The organism is Streptomyces sp. NPDC002643 (assembly GCF_053592555.1).
On the sequence record NZ_JBSFVY010000046.1, the window covers coordinates 46744 to 64427 of the forward strand.

The window sequence follows — 17684 nt, forward strand, 5'->3', positions numbered from 1 at the left end:
ACAACCAGGGGAGAAAGTATGTGATCTAGGTCAACGAACGAATCGCTTGTCAAAATGAGGCACTCCGGTAGGCACCGCCGTCTCGCCGAGAGTGATAGTGGAGGATGTCCGCATGCCCGGAACCACCCGTACTTCCGAAGCCTCCGCAATCGTCGCGCCGCCGAAGGAGAACGCTCTCGTCCAGGTACGCGGCCAGAACTGGGTGGTGTCCGGAGTCGAAGCCGCCCCGACCGGCGATGTCACCGTGGTGCATCTACAGTCCGTCGCCGATGGCCGCTACGGCGACACCCTCTCCGTGATATGGGAGGTCGAGCCGGGGCGCCGCGTCCTCCCCGCCGGCTCCCTCCCAGACGCCTCAACCGGAGCGTTCGACCCGCCCGAGCAGCTCGCGGCCTTCCTCGACGCCGTCCGCTGGTCCGCCGTTGCTTCCGCTGACGTGAAGACGCTCCAGGCCCCCTTCCGCTCAGGCGTGGCCATCGAGCCGTACCAGCTGGAACCGGTCGCCCGCGCCGTCGGCGCCCCCCGCGTCAATCTGCTGCTCGCCGACGATGTGGGCCTCGGCAAGACCGTGGAGGCCGGACTGGTCGCCGAGGAGCTGCGGCTGCGCGGCCGGGCCCACCGCGTCATGGTCGTCTGCCCGGCGGGGCTAACCCTCAAGTGGCGCGACGAGATGGCCGACAAATTCGGCCTCGACTTCACCGTGGTCGACTCGGCATGCTGCGCCGAACTGCGCCGCACGCACAGCAGCGCTGCCAACCCGTTCCGAGTGTTCCCGATGACCATCGTCAGTCTCCCCTGGCTGCGCACGCCCAAGGCGCAGCGGCTTATCGACGAGGTGCTGCCCCCGGGAGGGTCGACGGAGCTGCCGGGCCGCCCCGGGCGCCGTACCTTCGATCTGCTGATCCTGGACGAGGCACACCATGTCGCCCCGAGCGCGCCCAAGCAGATCTACGCCGTCGACTCCCAGCAGACCAAGCTGATCCGGCGCCTCGCCCCCCATTTCGAGCACCGGCTCTTCCTCTCCGCCACCCCGCACAACGGCTACCAGGAGTCGTACACGGCTCTGCTGGAACTGATCGACAACCAGCGCTTCTTCCGCGGCGGCGAGCCGGACAAGGCCGCCCTCGACGACACCGTCGTACGACGTCTGAAGACCTCCGTGACCGACGAGGAGGGCAACCCCCGCTTCCACGTCCGCGAGTCGAAGGCGCTGCCCGTCGAGTACCCCGACACCGAGCGCGAGATCCACGCCCTCCTCACCCACTACGCCGAATTGCGCAAGAAGCGGGTCACGCCCGACCGGCGGGGCGGCCGGAAGGCCGTCGACCTGGTCACCCTGCTGCTGAAGAAGCGGCTGTTCTCCTCTCCCGCCGCTTTCGCGCACACCGTCGGCGTCCACCTCGAATCGGTACGAGCCAAGGCGAAGTCAGGCGGGAACAAGGAGGTTCCGGCCCCGGTCGAGACCCCGCTGTGGATCACGCAGTACGAGGACTACGCGGCCGAGCTCGACGACGAGGAGCTGGCCGAGGCCGAGCACGACGCGATCACCCGCGCCGCCACGGTCACCCCGGGATCGTCCGAGGAAGAGGCCGAGCTGCTGGAGCGGATGGCTCGCTGGGGCCAAGCCCACCAGGCGTCCCCTGACGCCAAGGCCAAGGAGCTCGTCAAGACCCTCAAGGCCATCTGCCTCACCGGCGGGAGGTGGGGGAACGAGCGGGTCGTCGTGTTCACCGAGTACCGCGACACCCAGGACTGGCTGCTGAATCTGCTCCAGCAGGAGGGCCTGGCCCAGGAGGGCCGCGTCCTCACCCTCCACGGCGGGAAGAACGCCGAAGAGCGCGAGCAGATCCGGCTCGCATTCCAGGAGCAGCCCACCAGCCCCGAAGGCACGGTCCGCATCCTCATCGCGACTGACGCCGCCAGCGAGGGGATCGACCTCCAAGATCATTGCCGGTACCTGATCAACTACGACATCCCGTTCAACCCCAACAAGCTCGAACAGCGCATCGGCCGCATCGACCGTTACGGCCAGCGCCACAACCCGCAGATCATGCACTTCGTTGGCGCTGCCTGGGACAAGGCCAGGACGGACGTGTACGAGGCCGACCTGGAGTTCCTGGCCCGTATCGCGCGGAAGGTCGCGCAGATGGAGGAGGACCTCGGCGAGGTCAACGCCGTACTCGCCGAGAAAGTCCAGCTGCGGATGACGGGCCAGCTCAACGACTTCGACATCGAGCACGCCCGCGCGAAGAAGATCAAGGGCCGTCCCACGGGCGGCAAGGTGGACGCCGAACAGAACGTCACGGAGCAGGTGCGACGGCTCAGCGCCCAGCTGAAGCAGACGACCGTAGAACTCGGCATCACCCCGGACCGAGTCGCCCGCGTGGTGAACACCGCGCTGAACCTGGCCCGCCAGCAGCCCCTCGTACCGTGCCTCGACGAGAACGCGCCGTCCGAAGACGACTTCCGGCAGGGCCTGTACACCGTGCCGCCGCTTACCGGCTCCTGGGAGCGCGCCACGCGCGGCCTGCCCGACAAACTCCGCCCCGACATCCTGCGCCCGGTCACCTTCGACGCGCAGGCAGCCTCGGGACGCCCCGACATCGTGCTGGCCCATCTGAACCATCCGCTCGTCGCCATGTCGACGCGGCTCCTGCGCGCGGCCGTATGGAACGCGGACAACGTCGACCTGCGCCGGATCACGGCCGTCGTCAGCGACGACCCGGCCCTGGAGACCACGTTCGTTGGAGCGTACGCCCGCTTCGTGCTGGTCGGCACGGACGGGCAGCGCCTCCACGAGGAGATCCTGCACGCGGGCGGCTGGCTCGGCGACAACGGCTGGCAGCGACGGCTGCGCGGCGTGGAGGCGGTCGCCTCGATCCTGGACCGTGCGCTCACCGAGGGTCGCCCCGCCAAGGAGCGCCTGCTCCACCGCCTCCAGCAGAGCTGGCCGAAGACATACGAGGGCCTCACCCAGTCCGTCGACGCGCGCGGCAAGGAGCGCAAGGCGTCCCTAATGGACCGGCTGGCCGAGCGCCAGGCCGATGAGGAGCAGCGCATCAACGCCACCCTCGACCGTCTCCAGCGCACCCTGCGAAACCGACTCGGCGAGACCTCCTCTGCCACGGCGGCCTCCCCGACGGGCGGGATGGACACGCTCTTCGGCCTGGACGAGCTGAAGGATCCCGACGAACGCCGCCAGCTCGCCGACGACCGCAAACGCTGGCGGGCCCGGCTCGACGGCGTAGAGGGCGAACGCGAGCGCGAACTCGCCGCGATTGCCGCCCGCTACCGCGAGCCGCAGGATCATCTCTTCCCAGTCGCCGTCGTCTTTGTCATCCCCGCCAAGGAGGCTTACTGATGACCCCCGCGCCCCGTTCCGGAGGCCGCCGCCCCTCCGCCGCCGCGATCCGTGCGGCCAAGGCGTCCGACGGCAAGCAGCAGCACCTGGACTGGCTGAACCTCGTCGAGGTGTCCGGCCCGTTCCTCACCCTGCCGGTCCTGCTGCGCACCTGGCCACAGCTCGAAGGCGTGCCCAGCGGGCGCCGCGCTGACATCCGCCTCCACCACGGCATCTGGCAGGACGACCGCAAGGGGGCCGGCCGTCTCGACTGGATCGGCTTCCAGCTGCGCACCCTGCTGGAATGGGACGATGCCCTGCATCTGCGGGAGGGCGCCGGACAGTTCGGTGACAGCGGCGAGAGCCTGGCCGAGGACGACAAGCTGCTGGACCGGTTCGCCGTGAGCCCACCCGGGGCCGACACCACCGTCCGCCCCGACTTCGCCCTCGTCCGCCCCGGAACCGACCCCACCGCCGAATCGGATACTGCTGGCACCGCCCAGCACGTGCCGATCCTCGGCCTGGTCCTCCCGCCCGACACCGTGCCGACCCGCCGTATCAGGGACGACTCCTGGGCGGCGAGCGGAGTCGACCGGCTCGCCCACGTCCTGCGCCACCACGGCGTCGAGCTGGGCCTGGTCACCGACGGCCGTTGGTGGTCCCTGGTCTGGGCACCGCCCGGCGGCGTCACGACGAGCGCCACCTTCGACACCATCGCCTGGAACGAGGCGGCCGACCTGGTGGCGGTCCGCGCCTGGGTGTCCCTCCTCCGCCGCGGCCGGTTCTTCGGACGCCCGGTGGACGAGCTCCTCCCTGCGCTGCTGCGCGAGAGCCTGGACGGCCAGGAAGACGTCACCGAGGCGCTCGGCATCCAGGTCCGTCAGGCCGTCGAACTCCTGGTGGACTCCATCGGCCGCGCCGAGGCCCGGATGGTCAAACGCGGCGGCAAGGGTTTGTCCGGCGTACCGGCGAGCGAGGTCTACCGGGGCGCCGTCGCGGTCATGATGCGCGTCGTCTTCCTCCTCTTCGCCGAGGAACGGGGCCTGCTGCCCGCTGACAACGAGCTGTACGCGGAGGCGTACTCGGCCGGGCGGCTGTACGAGACGCTGGACAAACGCCGCCGCGCGGACGGCGAGGACTCCCTGGACCACACCACCGCCGCCTGGCATCGGCTGATCGCCCTCTTCCACGCCGTCCACGGGGGAGTGGACCATCCGCTGCTCACATTGCCCGCGTACGACGGCTCGATCTTCGACCCGAAGCGCTTCCCCTGGCTGGAGGCGGTGCCGGAGGGCGCAGACGCCACGGACGACGACGCCACGCGGGCCGCAGACGGCCACACCTCCCTCCTCCCGATCGATGACCGCACCGTCCTACACGTCCTTGACTCGGTGCAGTTCGTCGTCGTCAACAGGGAGCGGCGCCGGCTGACCTTCCGCGCCCTCGACGTCGAGCAGATCGGCTACGTGTACGAGGGCCTCCTCTCGTACGACGGCAAGCGCGCCCAGGACACCGTGCTCGGACTCATCGGCAAGCCCGGCCTGGAACACGAGGTGAGCCTGACCGAACTGGAGGAACTGGCCGCCCCGTTCGGCGTGGGCACCCAGGCCGTCCTCGGCCAGAGTCCGAACCTCCCGGGGCTCGCGAAGAAGCTGTACGAGCACCTCAAGGACCCGAAGCCCCCGGCAGCGGCGTCGAAGATGGAGAAGCTGCTCGCCCCCGGTGACGACCAGACGCGGGGCAAGGCCGTCCACCGCCTTCTCGCGGTCACCGAGAACGACCGCGACCTCGCCGAGCGCATCCTTCCCTTCCACGGTCTCCTCCGCGACGACCTGCGCGGCCTGCCGGTGGTGATCCCGGAGGACGGCTTGTACGTCACGGAGTCCAGCCTCCGCGGGAGGACAGGCGCCCACTACACGCCACGCGCCCTGGCCCAGCAGGTCGCCGAGGCGGCACTGGAACCGCTCGTCTACCGTCCGGGCCCGCTCCGGACGGCCGACGACAAGCAGTGGAAGCTCATCGGCGCGGACGACATCCTGAAGCTCAGGGTCGCCGACATCGCGATGGGTTCGGCCGCCTTCCTGGTCGCCGCCTGCCGCTACCTCGCGGACCGTCTGGTCGACGCCTGGGTCGAGGCGGAGGACGAGGAGGCCCTGGCCTTCCGCGGCAGCCACCGCGACCAGACGGGCGCCATGACTGCGGCGGACGCGGAGAGCGACCCGGTGATGGTCCGCGCCCGGCGCCGGATCATCGAGCACTGCCTGTACGGGGTGGACATCAACCCGATGGCGGTGGAGATGGCCAAGCTGTCGCTGTGGCTGATCTCCATGGATCCGGAACGGCCGTTCACGTTTCTGGACGACCGGTTGGTGGCGGGGGACTCGTTGCTGGGGGTCGCCAAGCTGGAGCAGATCGAGAACGTCCACCTGGATGCTAAAGCGGGTCGCAAGCTGCACAAGGGGGCCTTCGACGAGGAGTGGACCGAGCAAACGCGCACTCGTGTCCACAACGCGTCGGGCAACCGGCAGGCCATCGCGGACATTCAGAGCGACTCCATCGCCGACCTCGACGAGAAGCGGCGTCTGCTCGCGGCGAGCAACGAACACCTGCAGCGTCTACGGCTGATCGGTGACCTGACGACAGGAGCGGGTCTCGCCTCCGCGGGAGGTGGTGACTCCCTCTACCTCAGGGCTGCGGAATTGGCCAGTACGGTCGCCTCGGATGCGGTCCGCGACTCGGACCCCGTGATCCACGAGGCTCGGACGCGGGCCCTGGAGTGGCTGAGCAAGGACCTTCCCACAGACGGCTTCGTCCGCCTGCCCGTGCACTGGCCCCTTGTCTTCCCCGAGGTCTTCGAGGCCAAGCAGGGCGGCTTCGACGCGATCATTGGCAACCCGCCTTTCCTCGGCGGCCAGAAGCTGACGGGAACGCTGGGCCAGGCGTACCGTGAGTACTTGGTGCTGGGGCTCGGCCGCGGGCAGCGGGGTAGCGCAGACCTCGTCGCGTACTTCGAACTTCGGGCCCACCAACTACTCAGCGAGCGAGGCCAGACGGGCCTGATCGCTACCAACACCCTCGCCCAGGGCGATACTCGGGAGGTCGGACTCGACCAGCTACTCGATGACGGCATCGAGGTACGTCGAGCGGTGAAGAGCGCACGTTGGCCTTCGCGGTCAGCGGCGCTGGAGTACTGCGCTGTGTGGACCACCAAGCCGGGCTTGGGCGCGGAGGCCACGCGCGTTCTGGACGACGTCGTGGTCCGGGGTATCACTTCGTCGCTTGATCCGCGGTCTCGGGTTTCGGGGCGGCCGTACCGTCTGGTATCAGGATGGGCACCAAGTGAGCCTGGTAGCGGGGCGATCAATAGGTCACCAGCGTTCATCGGTTCGTACGTCCTGGGTAAGGGGTTCATCCTCACCCCCGAACAGGCCGAGGACCTCATCCAGCGCGACCCTCGCAACAAGGACGTCCTCTTCCCCTACCTCAACGGGGAGGACCTCAACTCCCGCCCGGACTGCTCGGCCAGCCGCTGGGTGATCAACTTCCATGACTGGAGCGAGGAGCGGGCACGGAGCTACCCCGAAGTATTCGCCATCGTCGAGAGGGACGTGAAACCCGAACGACTCAAGAACAACCGCAAGGTATATCGGGACTACTGGTGGCAATACGCAGAAAAGCGTCCAGCCATGATCAAAGCCATTGAGGGGCTCGATCGTGTCCTGGTGGTAGCACTCGTCAGTCGCACGGTCATGCCAGCTCGCGTGACCAGCCGCCAAGTCCTCTCTCACAAATTGGGGGTTTTTGCTACGGCGAATGATGCTGACCTCGCTCTGCTTTCGAGCTCATTCCACTCGCTTTGGGCTTGGCGCAACTCATCAACAATGAAGGCGGATCTCAATTACTCTCCTTCTGACGTGTACGAGACATTGCCCCGGCCGGAGAAAATTATTGAATTGACCGCCATGGGACAGGCTCTCGAAATTGCACGCAGTTCGGTTATGAAAAATCGGCAACTTGGCCTAACGAAACTCTACAACTTGATCCATGATGCGACTATCAGCGACAGCGACGTTTCGGGGCTGAGAAACCTCCACGAAGAAATCGATCGAGTGGTTTCAGGTGCTTACGGCTGGAATGACCTCAACCTTGATCATGATTTCCGCTCGACGCGGCAGGGCATCCGTTACACTGTGGATCCGGCCATGCAAATTGAGATTCTGGACCGCTTGCTCGAACTCAATCATAGTCAACATGGCCTCAGATTGGACAATGTTGTCTCCAATCAGGAAAACCGGGAAAATTTGAAGTACCGGAACAAAGGTTTCGCGAGATCGTCAAGGATTCTCACTTCAGTTGACGACGTTCTATTTTGACGGTAGGCGGCCACTCAGAAGAGGACATCGCCCCTGGAGGGCGACCTGGTTTTCCTGCGCCCCACCGATCGCCCGCTACCCTCCTCTCTGGCGTTAAGAGATTCCAGGTGATGCCGTTCATGGTTCAGTTCTAGGATGCGGTCCAAGATTTCTGCCTGCACGGCGGGGGCAAAGGTGTAGCGCAGCCCTTGCGGGGTTTGATGAAATCCGCATTCAATATCGAGGTCCGCCCATCCATAGGCGTTAGCCACCGTGCGATCAACCTCCGAGTGCACATTGCGCAAGCCGTCGATGCAAGAATCAGTGGTGGCTGGATCGTGCATTTCGGTATATAGCTTTGTCAGTCCTATCTGGCGGTCTAGCATTACGCCATTGCGTACCGCTTCAAGGGAAGCCCCGGCCGCTTGCAAGGATTCGATATCCTGCGGCAGCGGCAATGTTTCAGAACATGTAGATGGAGTAAAAACGAGATCGGCAGTCCTGGTGGAACCCATTCGCAGAGTCCAGAGATACTGAAAACTGCTTGCACGAAAGCAAAGATCGGCTGTTCCTTGCCGTGGAAATACTACAAGCTTCTGGTCGAATACGGGACCAACTGGCACTCTGGCGGGCATTTGGGTCCGGCTGGTTTGAGCTACCACCAGGACACGGTCCAATTTTGAGATGGCGCGGTAAAGGTCCATTGCGGGACGGGTGAACCGCCACCAAACCTCGCGACGTTGACGGTTGTTGTTCTTGAGTCGTTCGGGTTTCACGTCCCTCTCGACGATGGCGAATACTTCGGGGTAGCTCCGTGCCCGCTCCTCGCTCCAGTCATGGAAGTTGATCACCCAGCGGCTGGCCGAGCAGTCCGGGCGGGAGTTGAGGTCCTCCCCGTTGAGGTAGGGGAAGAGGACGTCCTTGTTGCGAGGGTCGCGCTGGATGAGGTCCTCGGCCTGTTCGGGGGTGAGGATGAACCCCTTACCCAGCACGTTGGATCCCTGGAACGACTTGCCCTTGTTCGCTACCAGACGCAATCCGGTTGCCAAGAGCGCAGGTCAAGACGATTCAGGGGTGGATCACGCCAAACTCATCGCGCCACGATACAAACCCTGCACCTGGGCACATGACATCCCTCATGACACTCGACAAGTTCACCGAGGCCCAGCGTGCGGACGGCTACTCAGCCAACACGATCGGAGCCCGTGTGCGTTGCATCAATGCCATAGCCCGCTTCGCTGGCGTGACCGTGGGCCAGCTCAAAGTCGATCATGTCGTCACGTACTTCGCTACGCGCCCCTTGCGTCCATGGTCGCGCAGAACCTACCTGAACCATCTCCAGGCGTTTGGAAAGTGGCGGGGGGTAGACCTCATACAAGGCATACGCAAGCCCGCAGCACCCCGGTCGACACCTCACCCACTCCCAGAAGAGGAGCTCACACGGCTCACCGCAGCCACGCGTGGAGCACACAAGACCTGGGTCTTGCTGGGAGCTTTCTGTGGCCTCCGAGCCCACGAAACGGCCAAACTTGCTCGGGAGGACGTGTCTACCCTCGATGACGGCACAGCAATACTCCGCGTTACAGGCAAGGGCGGACGCACGGACACCGTTCCTGTACCGCCCGTCGTCATGAAGGCACTCGACCTGACGGGACAGGGCAAATTCTGGGAAGGGACACGGGCTGAATCCGTCTCCCGCACTGTCGCCGGCATCGCAGCCAAGATCGGCATCCGCATGCGATACCACCAACTGAGGCACCGATACGGCACGATGGTTTACCGATCCTCCGGCAGAGATCTGCTCATGACACAGCGCCTGATGCGCCACGCGTCTCCAGCAACCACGGCTGGGTACGCGGCCGTCGCGGACGATCGTGTTCACGTGATCGTGCATGATCTTCCAGGAGCTGATCCTGGCGCGCCACGGCCCAAGGGGCGGAAGGCGAGTTCGAACCGGTGCCAGTCGTGCCGCCAGGAAGCCCGAGCCTGAGGTGAAGCCCCACTGGGGTGCCCGATGATGCACTGCGTCAACAGGTGGTCCATGGACTACACGTCGGGCAACTGAGGGGACTGCGGCCTCGGCTATGCGGGAGGCTCGGGCGTATCAGAGGAAGGCGGCAAGGGGTCGACCACGAACGATCCTCGGGCGCGCACGGTTACCACCAACCCTCCGTCCCGAAGGATGTCCAGGGCCCGGCGGACGGTACCCGGACCGACTTTGTAGTCGTGCGTCATGGTCAGTTCTCCCGGCAGTCGGGCGCCCGGCGGGTACTCACCGGAACGGATCTTCCGTTCGATGATCGCGGCCAGCTGTTCATACACGTACTGCGGCGAGTCGGGGCTGATCTTGTCCACCCGTCGACCGTAGGCCGCCACTCTCAACTACGCATTACTTAGTACTACTACCAACCACTACCTACCACTACCGCTACTTCGATACAGTCAGGAGGAACATCAAGACGCCCCGGCGGGAAGGGTGAGAGCCTCCGTGCCGGGGCCTGAGCCGACTGAACAGGAGTCGACCTATGCGCAGCCTACTGGCCGCCATCCTGAGCCTCTTCCTGCCTCCTCGCGGAGCGCATCGCGCCCCCGGTGGCCCACTGCTCCTCACCGCCTGTCCGCTCGCTCCCGCCCACCAACCCGCCTCTGCGCGTCGGTCGAGGTCACGCTCGGCTGACGTCATCACTGCCGACGGTCTGCCCCTGGTCCGGCCCTACCTCGTCGTATGGGAACGCGAGCGTGACGAACTCGACCGCAGGCGGCTTCAGCGGGAGCGACGCCGGGCGGCGGTCCTCGCGACGCTCGGGCAGGACTACCTCCCGAGGGAGGTCGCCGCATGAATGGGAGGCGTTTCCGCAGCATCGGCGTCGACCCCGCGACCGGCAAGGAGGCGTTTGTGATGGCGCGCCCCGGTGGCTTCCTTGACGAGCTGGCCGACGCGCAGGCACTCAAAGCCGCCGCTGTCCTCGTGACGGTCGTCGGTGCCGTACTGGAGGGAAGCAAGTCGTCGGACGCCGAACTCGCGGCCTTCGTGCCCTCGTTGCACGCGGCCCTCGAAGAATGTGTCGGCATCATCGCGGCGGACAGGGAATGACGACGTAGACACTGCCCGCCGTGTGCTTGCGGTAGCACGGCGGGCTAACGAAGCTGGCAGGGCCCTCAGGGCGGTGGTTTGAGCCGTTGCCGACCTGGCACGGCCCTGCGCGCTGACAGCGCCTCCACGATGTCAGTGGACCCCCCTATCGTTGTTCGCGGGTGCCGATCACCACGATCCGAGCCCAGGGAGGGATACCCGCATGCCGTCGCCATCACAGAACGCCCCCGCTCCAGAGCCCGGCGTTCGCCACCCGGTGGACGAGGTCCCGCAGACATTCCGGGACGGGACCTCGTACGACGTCCGGGAGGAGCTCGGAGATCTGATCTCACGGGATCTGCTGGGGCCGTGGGGGGACGAGACCGAGGCGCTCGCGCCGCACAGCGCGGGGCCCCGCGACCGGTACCTCGTCGGGCTTCTCGGGCCCCGGCCCGCGCCCACCGACGCGCCCGTGAAGGTCGCGGTGGGACAGATGGAGACCGAGGTACGCGCGGAGGGGGACGGGCAGGACTCGGAGCTCTCGGAGCGGCTCACCCCGCAGGCCGCCGGACGGCTGTGGGCATCTTCTATGGGGCTGAGCTTCCTTGTGCCGGCCGATGTGGGCGTCCTCCGCGTCGTCGCCTCCTGGGGCCGGTACCGGCAGAGCGTCAGCAACACCGACGACGGCAAACCGGTACACGCGTGGTCGCGGGAGCCCGTCCGGTACGAGGAGGACATCGACCTCAACTCGCGCGGCACCCTCCGCAAGGTCCTGGAAGGCGCCGACGACAGCGACCCCGACCTCCCCTGCATCCGGCTCGACGTCCACGTACGGGAGCGCCCCGGCACCGTCGACGGTGCGGACAACCTGCGCTTCGTCGACGTATCGCTGATCAACGCGCTGGAGGAGTCCCGTGAACTGCGGGACGGGCAGTGGCTGTTCCAGACGAAGTTGGAAGTCACCTCCTTCGACGGACAGTCCAGCGTCTTCCTGCCGATCGACGACCCGTTGTCCGACGAGCCCGGCCACATCCTGGAGAACCCCGAGGAACAGCATCTGCGGCTGCTGTACCGGCAGGAGTTGAAACACGCGCACGGGCGGAACGTCGCCGTGCACGCGAGTGTTCTGCCGAAGGGGCGGCGCGCGGTCAGGTTGGAGACGACCTGGCTGCCGGTAAAGGACGTGCCGGCCACGGTCGCGCCGAACACGGCTCGGCAGCCGCTGCTCGCCGGTCTTGAGGTGAGCATGGACAAGCTCGCCGAACTGGCCGTATGGGAGCGGCGCGGCGAGCTGTTGAAGGCCCTGCAGCCGCTGGCCGACGGCTACGACGGGTGGTTGCAACAGCAGGCTGCCAAGGCGGAGTCGCTGTCGGGCGAACTGCGGACCACCGCACTGCGGGCGGTCGACGAGGCCCGCGACGCGTGCGGGCGGATCGCCCTCGGCATCGAGCTGCTGCACACCGACCGCGACGCGCTACGGGCGTTCCGTTTCGCCAACCGGGCCATGGCCATGCAGCGTCGGGCCACGGCGACGGCCGCGCTGCGGGCCGAGGGCGGTGAGAAGCCGCCCACGTACGCGGCGGCCTACGCCGAGATCGATGCGCGCGGTCCCGTGGCCGCGAGCTGGTACCCCTTCCAGCTGGCGTTCGTGCTGCTCAACTTGTGCTCCCTCACCGACCCCGCACACAAGGAACGCCGGGCGGACAGCACCGCCACGGTCGACCTCCTGTTCTTCCCGACCGGTGGCGGCAAGACGGAGGCGTATCTCGGTCTCACGGCCTACACGTTCGCTATCCGGCGGCTACAGAAGGTCGTCGGGGAGGGCGAGGACGCCCGCGAGGGGCGGGACGGCGTCGCCGTACTGATGCGTTACACGCTGCGGCTGCTGACGGCGCAGCAGTTCCAGCGGGCCTCCGCCCTCGTGTGCGCGACGGAGGTGCTCCGCAGGGAGGACGAGGAGGTCTGGGGCCGCAGGCCGTTCCGTATCGGGCTGTGGGTCGGTGCCGGTGTCTCGCCGAACTGGTACGGGGACGCGGCGCAGCAGATCGCCGAGGCCAACGAGTCCGCCTCTGGACGGTATGCGAACGTCCTTCAGGTGCTGTCCTGCCCGTGGTGCGGCGAGGAACTGCGCGCGTGGCGGGACGTGGCGCCGGACGACGTACGGCGGCGCGTCATCGTGTACTGCCCGCGCGGGGAGGACGCGGAACCCTGCCCGTTCTCCCGGATGCGGGCGCGGGGCGAGGGGCTGCCGATCCTCACGGTCGACGAGGAGATCTACCGGCTGGTGCCGAGTCTGCTGATCGCGACCGTGGACAAGCTCGCCCAGCTGCCGTGGCGCGGCTATGCGGGAATGTTGTTCGGACGCGTGAGCGACTACTGCGATCGGCACGGCTACCGCCACGACGACCTCGACGAGGAGATCGGTTGCGGGTCCCGGCACAACGCCAAGGACCGGCACAAGGCCGTGACCAGCCGGCCGATGCCTCGGCGGCTGAGGCCGCCGGACCTCATCATCCAGGACGAATTGCACCTGATCGCCGGGGCGTTGGGCACCACGGTGGGGCTGTTCGAGTCGGCCGTCGACCAGCTGTGCACCTGGCGGGCGAAGGACGCCCACGGGCAGCTCCGGGACACCGGACCGAAGATCGTCGCGTCGACGGCCACCACCCGCAACGCCCGCAACCAGGTGCTCGGGGTGTTCGCCCGGGACCTGGCGATCTTCCCGCCGCAGGTGGTCGACGTGGGCGACACCTTCTTCTCGCAGCAGGTGGACGTCACGCCTGACAACCCCGGGCGGCGTTACTACGGCGTCTGCGCGCACGGGGTGCGTATGAAGGCCGCAGAGATCCGTGTCGCGGAGATCCTGCTGCTCGCCGGGCAGCACCTGTTCGACCTCTACGGCGCTCCCGCCGATCCGTACATGACGGTGGTCGGGTACTTCAACGCGACCAAGGAACTCGCCGGTATGCGGCGCGTCCTGGACGACGACGTGCCGAGTCGGCTGCGGGCCAACGGAAGCCGCCGGGGCATCGCCAACCGGCTGCTGCGCGACACCGACATGCTCAACCTTCAGGAGCTGACCTCCCGTATCTCGTCGGCGGACATCAGCGCCACGCTCAAGTTGCTGGAGAACGGCTTCAACCCGGAGCACGACACGTCAGAGCGCAAGAAGGCGATCGTCGCCGAGCTCCGGGACGCCGGGCGGGCCCGTGAGCCGCGAGTCCTGCCCGCCCCGCTGCACCGCAGGGGGGTCGACTACGTGCTGGCCACGTCGATGCTCCAGGTGGGCGTGGACGTCTCCCGTTTCGGCCTGATGGTCGTCACCGGGCAGCCGAAGAACACCGCCGAATACATTCAGGCGTCCTCCCGTGTCGGACGTCAGGCCAAGCGACCGGGCATCGTGATCACGCTCTACAACTGGGCACGGCCCCGGGATCTCGCCCACTTCGAGGACTTCGAGCACTACCACGCGACGTTCTACCGGCAGGTCGAGGCGCTGTCGGTGACCCCGTTCACGAGGCGGGCGCTCGATCGGGGCACCACCGCCACGTATGTCTCCGCCGTACGGCAGGCGTGCGACGAGTTCTCCGACAACGTGGACGCGGAGGGGGTGGACCTCGACGACCCGCGGGTGCGGGACGTCGAGCGGCGACTGCTGGCACGCGCGGAGGCCGTGGACGGGGACCGGGCGCGCGGCTACCTCGCCGAGCGTATCGACGCCCTGCGTGACGCCTGGACGGCCAAGAAGGGGGAGCAGGGCAGGCTCGGCTACCGGGGCCAGACCCAGCAAAAGCAGACGGTGCTGGGCCTGCTGCGCAACGCGGACGGCAGCGGATGGGACGTGCTCACCGTCCCGCAGTCGATGCGCGAGACGGAGAACGAGATCAACATGTTGCTGCCCGCCGACACCGTACTGTCGGCCCCGGCCGGCAACGCCTGGGAGTTCGGGCCATCCGCCGGGAACGGCGACGGCCCGGACACGGAGAGCGGCGACGAACTCGGCGAGGTGCCGGACCCGGACGGGACCGGCGACGACAAGGGCACGGCCAGGGGGCGGCGGTCATGAGCGGCGGCGGATACTTCAGGCGGGTGGGGGCGGTACGGCCGAGCCACCTCATGTTCACCGGCGGCGTCGGCGCCCTCGTCGACCTGCCCAACTTCTCCGTCATGGTCAAGGGCCTCGACCACTGGAGCTATGCCGGTGTGCCCGATCCGGTGATCGAGGAGCCCCGGCTCCGCAGAGCGATCAACCGGACCCTGCAGCGTTACGGCACCGACCAGGTGGGAGAGTTGCGTGCCGCGCCCTGGATCCCCGGCAGCGACACCGACCCGAAGGGGTATGCGGCACGGATCGGTGTACCCGTGACGCCCTTCCCGCAGTGGCTGCGCTGCACCGCGTGCAACGAGCTCGCCTCTCTGGGCTCGGGCAAGTGGGGGTTCGAGAACAACAACGCCCGCCGCCCCCACGATGCGCGCTTCTACCACGAGAACTGCTACCGGAAGAGGAAGGGCCGCAAGCCCCTCGCGGTGGCCGCCCGCTTCGCGCTCGCCTGCACCAAGGGCCACCTTGACGAGTTTCCGTACACGGAGTTCGTGCACGAGGGCCGGGCCTGCGACACGATGTATCCGACCCTGCGGATGCGCGACAACGGCGGCAACCTCGCGGCCAACGTCTCCCTCGAATGCCTCGTGTGCAAGAAGGCCAAACGCAACATCCGGGCCGCGATGGGCGACAAGGGCCGAGAGAACCTGCCTCTCTGCCGTGGTCGGCACCCACAGTTCGACGGTTTCTACGAGAGCTGTGGTGAGCGGCCCTATCTGCTCGTCGTAGGGGCGTCCAACCAGTGGTTCCCCGTGACGCTCAGCGCACTGGCACTGCCCGACACCGGGACCGACTCGCTGCGCAAGCTCGTAGAGGAACGCTGGCCGGATCTGGAGGACTTCGAGGACGAGGCGGAGATCGCCATGTTCGCCAAGAGGTCGAAGCACCACCGCTACCTTCGCGACTACGAGCCCGCACAGGTCTGGCAGGCCATCTCCGCCTACCGCGCGGCCCTGTCGGGTGATGCGGGCGAGACCGAGCAGCCGCCGGGCCCTCCGGACCTCCTCACGCCCGAGTGGCAGGTGCTGTCCGCGGCGAAGACCGCCGACCCGACCGAGGATTTCGCGCTGGTGGACGCCTCGCTGAGCGGGCCGCTGTCCACCGTCTTCTCCCAGGTGCGGCAAGTGGAGCGGCTGCGCGAGGTCCGGGCTCTCATCGGCTTCACCCGACTCGACGCCCCCGACCCGGAGGACCCCGGCGCGGTCACCCGCGTAGACCTGGGGCGGCGCGAGCGCGGCTGGGTGCCGGCCAGCGAGGTGCGCGGCGAGGGACTGTTCCTACGGGTGGACGATCACCTGATCGAGCAGTGGGAACAGCGGGTCGCCGCGAGCGACGAACTCGCCGCACATGCCGCCGCCTTCGGCCGGTTCCGTGATCACCGCAAATCGGACCGGATCCAGGAAGGCTTCGACCGGATGCAGGGCTGGCCGGGCAGTCGCTACATCGCCCTTCACACGCTCTCCCATCTGCTCATCCGCACCATCGCGATGGAGTGCGGCTACAACTCGGCGAGTCTGGCCGAGCGGATCTACAGCGGCGACGCCGAGGAACGGCGGACCGGCATCCTCATCTACACGGCCGTCCCGGACTCGGAGGGCACGCTCGGCGGGCTGGTCTCCCTCGCCGATCAGGACCCGAGCACCGGTGAGAACCGGCTGGCCAGGATCGTGCGGACGGCGCTGTACAAGGCGGGGCGGTGCTCCTCGGACCCGCTGTGCGGCGAGCGTCTTCCCAAGGCGCCGGAGGACTTCCTGCACGGTGCCGCCTGCCACTCCTGCCTGTTCGTGTCCGAGACGACGTGCGAGCGCGGCAACCGGTTCCTGGACCGGCGGTTCATCACCCACCTGGCAGGCGACCCGAAAACGCTGGCCCTCATCCCGGACTTCGGGTGAGCGGATCGACCCGGTGAGCCGCAGACGCTTCGAGGCGGCGGCAGCGACGGCCGCCGCCTCGCTCGGGCCCACACGGACTAAGGCGCTGGCCACGCTCCTCTCCCAGGGCCGCTCCCCGGCGTACATCCTCGGCAGGCTCCAGACGCCGGACGCGCTGGAAGCCGTATCGGCGTTGCTGGCGTCGATGACGGAGGACGGCGTTCCCTCGGCGGAGACGGCGGCGTATCTGCGGGGTTACGCGGCGGCCTGGACCCGGCAGCGCGAGGACACCGAGGCCCGTGCGGTGTGGAGTGGCCCTTCCACGCCTGGGACACCCAGCCGCGCCACCGCCCAGGTGCTGACGGAGGTGGTCGGCGCCGCAGAGCACCGGCTCGTCGCCGTGACCTACTCGGCCCGCTCGTACGCACCGCTGACCGCAGCGCTGTCCGAGGCCGTGGCCCGGGGCGTCACAGTGGACATCGTCGTGGAGACGCTGGAAGGCGCAGGCGGGCTACTCTCCGGGCGTGAGCCGGCCGATGCCTTCTCCCGCGTACCGGGCCTGCGGCTCTGGCACTGGCCGACTGGTCAACGCCCCACTCCCGGAAGCCGGTTGCACGCGAAACTGGCGGTGGCCGACGACCGGATCCTCTTCCTCTCCAGCGCCAACCTCACTGCGGCCGGCGCCGAGCGCAACATCGAGGCGGGCGTGCTGCTGAACGGCGGTCCCATGCCGGGACGGATGGCGGAACACATAAGGGAGTTGCAGCGCCGAGGGGTTCTCGCACGGTGGCCAGGCGCCTGATGAAGTCCCGTCACGTCGAATCATCGTCATTTGCATGGCCGGTTGACAGCCACTTAGACGTCGTCTCATTTGGCGCGCTGGGTAGTCTGCCCGTGTGGTGATGGTCGAGCGCATGGTGCCGGATGAGTTGTGGGAACTGTTCGA

At 67.4% G+C, this 17684-nt stretch carries 10 protein-coding genes; 8 read left to right on the top strand and 2 right to left on the bottom strand.

The genetic code is table 11. The features are described 5' to 3' along the window. Positions 1–112 precede the first annotated feature (112 nt). Positions 113–3361 carry a DISARM system SNF2-like helicase DrmD gene (gene drmD / locus ACWD4G_RS40915; protein ID WP_451302955.1) on the top strand — a complete coding sequence of 1083 codons (3249 nt, stop codon included), beginning with the start codon at positions 113–115 and terminating at the stop codon, positions 3359–3361. A 110-nt stretch (positions 3362–3471) separates the two neighbouring features. Then, a complete protein-coding gene (locus tag ACWD4G_RS40920) occupies positions 3472–7713 on the top strand; it encodes an Eco57I restriction-modification methylase domain-containing protein (RefSeq protein WP_451302957.1) in 4242 nt (1413 codons plus the stop codon). Positions 7714–7727: 14 nt separating this feature from the next. Here ACWD4G_RS40920 and ACWD4G_RS40925 read toward each other — a convergent pair whose 3' ends face one another. Next, a complete protein-coding gene (locus ACWD4G_RS40925; protein ID WP_451302959.1) occupies positions 7728–8741 on the bottom strand; it encodes a hypothetical protein in 1014 nt (337 codons plus the stop codon). Positions 8742–8830: 89 nt separating this feature from the next. Here ACWD4G_RS40925 and ACWD4G_RS40930 point away from each other — a divergent pair, with 89 nt between their 5' ends. Continuing rightward, positions 8831–9682: a tyrosine-type recombinase/integrase gene (locus ACWD4G_RS40930; RefSeq protein WP_451302961.1), complete on the top strand. Its 852-nt coding sequence runs from the start codon at positions 8831–8833 to the stop codon at positions 9680–9682. 92 nt (positions 9683–9774) lie between these two features. Here the strand turns inward: ACWD4G_RS40930 and ACWD4G_RS40935 are convergent, their stop codons facing one another. Beyond that, positions 9775–10047 (bottom strand): GntR family transcriptional regulator, encoded by a 273-nt coding sequence (locus ACWD4G_RS40935; protein ID WP_451302963.1) that lies wholly within the window; start codon positions 10045–10047, stop codon positions 9775–9777. Between the two features lie 170 nt (positions 10048–10217). On the opposite strand from ACWD4G_RS40935, the gene ACWD4G_RS40940 reads away from it, so the two are divergent. The 5 genes from ACWD4G_RS40940 to drmC all read left to right on the top strand — a co-directional run bounded on the left by ACWD4G_RS40940 (position 10218) and on the right by drmC (position 17540). After that, positions 10218–10532 carry a hypothetical protein gene (locus tag ACWD4G_RS40940; RefSeq protein WP_451302965.1) on the top strand — a complete coding sequence of 105 codons (315 nt, stop codon included), beginning with the start codon at positions 10218–10220 and terminating at the stop codon, positions 10530–10532. Continuing rightward, the gene (locus tag ACWD4G_RS40945) at positions 10529–10786 is read left to right on the top strand and encodes a hypothetical protein (protein WP_451302967.1); all 258 of its coding nucleotides are present in this window, start codon (positions 10529–10531) and stop codon (positions 10784–10786) included. The genes ACWD4G_RS40940 and ACWD4G_RS40945 overlap by 4 nt, the downstream gene beginning before the upstream one ends. Positions 10787–10988: 202 nt before the next feature. Next, positions 10989–14831: a DISARM system helicase DrmA gene (gene drmA, locus ACWD4G_RS40950; RefSeq protein WP_451302969.1), complete on the top strand. Its 3843-nt coding sequence runs from the start codon at positions 10989–10991 to the stop codon at positions 14829–14831. Further along, positions 14828–16759 carry a DrmB family protein gene (gene drmB / locus ACWD4G_RS40955; protein ID WP_451302971.1) on the top strand — a complete coding sequence of 644 codons (1932 nt, stop codon included), beginning with the start codon at positions 14828–14830 and terminating at the stop codon, positions 16757–16759. Before drmA ends, drmB begins: the two co-directional genes overlap by 4 nt. Before the next feature lie 13 nt (positions 16760–16772). Beyond that, positions 16773–17540 carry a DISARM system phospholipase D-like protein DrmC gene (gene drmC / locus ACWD4G_RS40960; protein ID WP_451302973.1) on the top strand — a complete coding sequence of 256 codons (768 nt, stop codon included), beginning with the start codon at positions 16773–16775 and terminating at the stop codon, positions 17538–17540. Positions 17541–17684 lie beyond the last annotated feature (144 nt).

Coding starts and splice junctions, on each gene's coding strand:
- ACWD4G_RS40930 (WP_451302961.1), top strand. CDS start 8,831: ATGACACTCGACAAGTTCACCGAGGCCCAGCGTGCGGACGGCTACTCA.
- drmA (WP_451302969.1), top strand. CDS start 10,989: ATGCCGTCGCCATCACAGAACGCCCCCGCTCCAGAGCCCGGCGTTCGC.
- drmB (WP_451302971.1), top strand. CDS start 14,828: ATGAGCGGCGGCGGATACTTCAGGCGGGTGGGGGCGGTACGGCCGAGC.
- drmD (WP_451302955.1), top strand. CDS start 113: ATGCCCGGAACCACCCGTACTTCCGAAGCCTCCGCAATCGTCGCGCCG.
- ACWD4G_RS40940 (WP_451302965.1), top strand. CDS start 10,218: ATGCGCAGCCTACTGGCCGCCATCCTGAGCCTCTTCCTGCCTCCTCGC.
- ACWD4G_RS40945 (WP_451302967.1), top strand. CDS start 10,529: ATGAATGGGAGGCGTTTCCGCAGCATCGGCGTCGACCCCGCGACCGGC.